We start from the raw sequence: 249 nt of genomic DNA on the forward strand, positions 1-249 counted from the left end.
GTGTTACGCCGCCCAATCACACACTTTTTTACTCGCTCAAAGGCAGTGGTGTTTTTCGAACTCCATCAGGCATATTCGAACTACACGCGGGAGAGTTGATTGTATTGCCTGCTAAGCAAAGCTTTGAAGTGAGTATTGTGAGTGATAGCTGGGATATTATTTGGCTTAATTTAGCAGATTCACCGATGTGGAAAGCACTGCCAAGAAGACAAGCTAAGGTTGTGAAACATGCCAATTTAGACGGCCTAC

Annotated in this window: 1 protein-coding gene; it reads left to right on the forward strand. The window is 44.2% G+C overall.

The features are described 5' to 3' along the window. On the forward strand, window positions 1–249 hold a 249-nt coding region (locus NLF92_RS13515; protein ID WP_254102776.1), incomplete at both ends, for an AraC family ligand binding domain-containing protein.

It is taken from the genome of Opacimonas viscosa (genome assembly GCF_024199005.1).
GTDB lineage: Bacteria > Pseudomonadota > Gammaproteobacteria > Enterobacterales > Alteromonadaceae > Opacimonas > Opacimonas viscosa.